The organism is Planctomycetota bacterium, from assembly GCA_026387035.1.
In the GTDB taxonomy this organism is placed as follows: domain Bacteria; phylum Planctomycetota; class Phycisphaerae; order FEN-1346; family FEN-1346; genus JAPLMM01.
Genome location: JAPLMM010000268.1, coordinates 1 through 3,970, shown reverse-complemented (window position 1 = coordinate 3,970; position 3,970 = coordinate 1). Strand labels below are relative to the sequence as shown.

Sequence of the window (3,970 nt, the reverse complement as noted above, 5' to 3'; positions counted from 1 at the left end):
ACTGCGCGCCGGGCAGCGCATCGTGCTGCTCGAGGGCGTCGAGGCGGCCGCGGCCGGAGAACAGGTGGCGATGCGATGAGACTGTGCGTGCGGCTCGGAGGATTGGCGGTCCTGTTGGTGGGCATCGCGATGGCCCTGGTCCACCTGCGGACGGAGACGGTGTGCGCGGGCCACCGCCTGCACAGCCTGTTCCGCGAGAAACGGGACCTGGAGAAGTCGTGCAAACAACTGGAACTGACCGTGGCCGAGTTCAAGAGCCCGCAGCGTCTGCGGCAGGAAGTCCAGGAGTGGCGGGCTGCGAGTGACGGGGCAGGGGGCGGGCCGGGCTTCGCCCCGGCGCAGCGTCCCGCCGGGATGGCGGGCCGAACGCCGGGGCACTGCCGCCTTTTCTCGCCGAGCGGGGGAACGGGGCGCCGCCGTAGGGTCGTGTGCGTTGCCTCGGCCGCTCAGGCGCCAAGGGGTGCGCCTTACAGGGATTGTGTGGCACGACCGGTCTTGTCCGGCCGTGCAGGGCGCACGGCGGGGCAAGGCCCGCCGTGCCACCCCGCCGGGGTTTCGCGCCTTCGCCAAGTGCCGTAAAATCCTGGCGCACCCGCCAAGGGGATGACGTGATTGCACCGAACCATCAGCGCCGGGTCGCCTTCCTGGTGACGGGGGCGCTCGGCCTGCTGCTTGCCGCGCTGGGCGGTTGGCTTCTGTGGATTGCGGTCGTTTCCTCCGAACCGCTCGCTCGCCGCGCGTCCCAGCAACTCCACATGACGGTGCCGATTCGGCCGGAGCGCGGGAGCATTCTGGACAGCCATCTGCGGATTCTGGCGGCAAGCGTGGAAGTTCCGAGTGTGTTCGCCGACCCTTTCGTCGTCGAGGACCCCGCCGACGCCGCCGCCAAGGCCGCCCCGGTCCTCGGCATGACGGCCGATGAGTTGTATCGGATCCTGGCGGAAGACCGGAAGCAGCGGTTCGTGTGGTTGAAGCGTCGGGTGTCGCCGGAGACGGCCGAGGCCGTCCGGCGTCTTCGCGTGTTCGGCATCGGCGTGACGGCGGAAGGTGAGCGGCACTATCCGAACGGCTCGCTGGCCGCCCACGTCCTCGGGTTCGTCGGCCAGGAGGAGCAGCAGGGCCTGGAGGGCCTGGAGCGGATGTTCGACGACCGGCTGGCCGGACGCAAGGGCCAGGCGTACATCCTCGCGGATCGCCGGCGCCGGCCCATCTGGTCCGAGCCGGACCAGTTCGTTCCGGCGGAGGACGGCGAGCACCTGGTCCTGACGATCGACGCGATGATTCAGGCGTGGGCGGAGGAGGCCGTCGCCGAAGCGAGCGAAAAGTTCCATGCCGCAAGCGCCACGGCCATCGTGATGGACCCCCGGACGGGGGCGATCCTGGCGCTGGCGAACGTGCCGACGTTCGATCCGAATCGGTACGGCGAAACGCCGGCGGACGCGCGGCGAAACCGGGCGGTGACGGACCCCTCGCCGCCGGGCAGTTGCGCCAAACCGTTCCTCGCCTCTGTCGCCCTCGAGCGAAACGCCGTTCGCCTGGGCGAGGTTCTCTACTGCGAGGACGGTTACTGGGCGGCCGCGAAACTCCACGACGCCGGGCACCGCTACGGCAACCTGACGTTCGAGGAAATCCTCATCAAGTCGAGCAACATCGGGATGGCGAAACTGGGCGTGCGCCTGGGGAACGAGCGGCTGTACGAGGCGCTCACGGGGTTCGGATTCGGCCGGCGGACGGGCGTCTGGCTGCCCGGCGAAGACCCGGGCCTGGTGTATCCGCTCGCGCGTTGGACCCGCCTGAGCACGACGCGCATCCCGTTCGGTCAGGAGTTTTCGGCGACGCCGCTTCAGTTGGTCACGGCGTTTGCGGCGATCGCGAACGAGGGCAAGTTGCTCCGGCCGAAGATTCTGCGCGGCGTCCTGGACGGCCGCGGCCGCGTCGTCGCCGACCTCGCCGAGCCGGAAGTCGTCGGGAAGGCTCTTGACCCGGCGACCGCACGCAAGATGATTGACCGGGCCCTCGTGGGCGTCGTCGAGCAGGGGACGGGCAAGGCGTGCCATATTCCAGGCTACCGCGTGTTCGGCAAGACGGGGACGGCCCAGAAGATCGACCCGGAAACCCGGGCGGTGAGTCACACGCGCTACATCGGCTCGTTCCTGGGCGGGGCTCCGGCCGACGCCCCGCGCGTGGTGGTCCTCGTTTCCGTCAACGAGCCGGACGCGTCGCTCGGCTACTACGGGGGCACGGTGGCGGCGCCGGCCGTCAAGAAGATCCTCGAGCGGACGCTCGAGTACCTGGGCGTTTCACCTTCGGGCTCGGCGCCCGACCGGCCGCCGACCAGCCTGGTGACCGACTAGCGCCGTCTCCAGAAAGGTCGAATGACACTACACTGAGTGGCACGGCCGGTCTTGCCCGGCCGTGCATCGGCGCACGGCGGGACAAGGCCCGCCGTGCCACACGGACCGTCGGAAATAGGTGACTGTCCCTATTTTCTTACCGTGCCCCGGCGCGCCGGGGTTGTGAAAGAAATCTTACCTCTGCGTTCTCGGCGCTCTCTGCGTTGAGAGGGCGTTGTGAAATTAAGGGAAGCCCGGATGAAACTTTCGGACCTGGCCAAGCGGATCCCCGGATCGCGCGTCGTCGGCGCGGGGGATGTGGACGTCGCGCGCGTGGTCCACGATTCTCGCGGGGTGCGGCGAGGCGACTTGTACGTCGCGCTCGTCGGGACGCATGTGGACGGACACGAGTTCGTGCAACCGGCCCTCGAGGCCGGGGCCGTGGCGGCCGTCGTCGAGCGGACGGTCCGGCTGCCGGGCAACCCGCCCCTGGTCGTCGTGCCGGACGCGCGCGAGGCGTTGGCGTTGGCGGCCCACGCGCTGGCCGGCGACCCGACGCAGCGGCTGACGGTCGTCGGCGTCACGGGAACCAACGGAAAAACCACCACGACGTATCTGGTGCGGAGTATTCTGGAGAAGGCGGGGCACGCGACCGGACTCCTGGGGACGGTGGGTTACCAGATCGGCGAGCGGTGGATTCCGTCGCGGATGACGACGCCGGACGCGACGGACCTGGCGGCGTACTTCGCCGAGATGGTCGAGGAAGGGCTGGAGGCGGCGGTGATGGAGGTTTCCAGCCACGCGCTGGACCAGCGCCGGGTGGCGGGCATCGCGTTCAACGTCGGTGCGTTCACGAACCTGACGCCGGAGCACCTGGACTATCACAAGGACATGCCGTCCTACCGCCAGGCGAAGGGGCGCCTGTTCGCGGGCCTGTCGGCCGAGGCGTGGGCCGTTCTGAACGCCGACGACGAGGCGAGCCCTTTGTTTGCCGAGGCGACGCCGGCGCGCGTCCTGTGGTACGGCCTGGACCGTCCCGCGGACGTCCGGGCGGAGGACCTGGCGACGAGCCTTGAGGGGAGCCGCTTCACCCTGCTCCTGCCGCGCGGACGGGCGCCGGTGCACACGGCCCTGCTGGGGAAGCACAACGTGCGGAACTGTCTGACGGCGGCGGCGATAGCCGAGGCGCTGGCTGTTCCGATCGAGGCGACGGTCGCGGGGCTCGAGGCGGTGACCACGGTGAGGGGCCGCCTCGAAAAGGTGCCGACGGACCGGCCTTTCACGGTGCTGGTGGATTACGCGCACACGGCGGATGCGCTCGAGAACGTGCTGGAGGCGGTGCGTGGGCTTTCACCGCGGCGCCTGATTCTGGTGTTCGGATGCGGGGGCGACCGCGACCGCAAGAAGCGGCCGGAGATGGCGCGGGTGGCCGAACGTCTCGCCGACCGGATCGTCGTCACGAGCGACAATCCGCGGAGCGAGGACCCGCGGGCGATTGCGGAGGAGATTTTCAAGGGATTCTCTTCGCCCGCGGCGGCGACGGCGGAACTGGACCGCCGGCGGGCGATCGAACTGGCGATCCGCGAAGCGGCCGAAGGCGACGCCGTCCTCATCGCCGGCAAAGGCCACGAAACGTA

3 protein-coding genes are annotated in these 3,970 nt (G+C 69.6%); all 3 read left to right on the top strand.

The features are described 5' to 3' along the window. Window positions 1-75: 75 nt before the first annotated feature. Window positions 76-579, top strand: a complete 504-nt coding sequence (locus tag NTX40_10370) for a hypothetical protein (protein ID MCX5649477.1) — start codon at window positions 76-78, stop codon at window positions 577-579. A gap of 29 nt (window positions 580-608) precedes the next feature. Further along, complete coding sequence (locus NTX40_10365) at window positions 609-2,354, top strand: penicillin-binding transpeptidase domain-containing protein (GenBank protein MCX5649476.1); 1,746 nt, start codon at window positions 609-611, stop codon at window positions 2,352-2,354. A 237-nt stretch (window positions 2,355-2,591) separates the two neighbouring features. Further along, the coding region (locus NTX40_10360) for a UDP-N-acetylmuramoyl-L-alanyl-D-glutamate--2,6-diaminopimelate ligase (protein ID MCX5649475.1) at window positions 2,592-3,970 on the top strand (1,379 nt) is incomplete at its 3' end.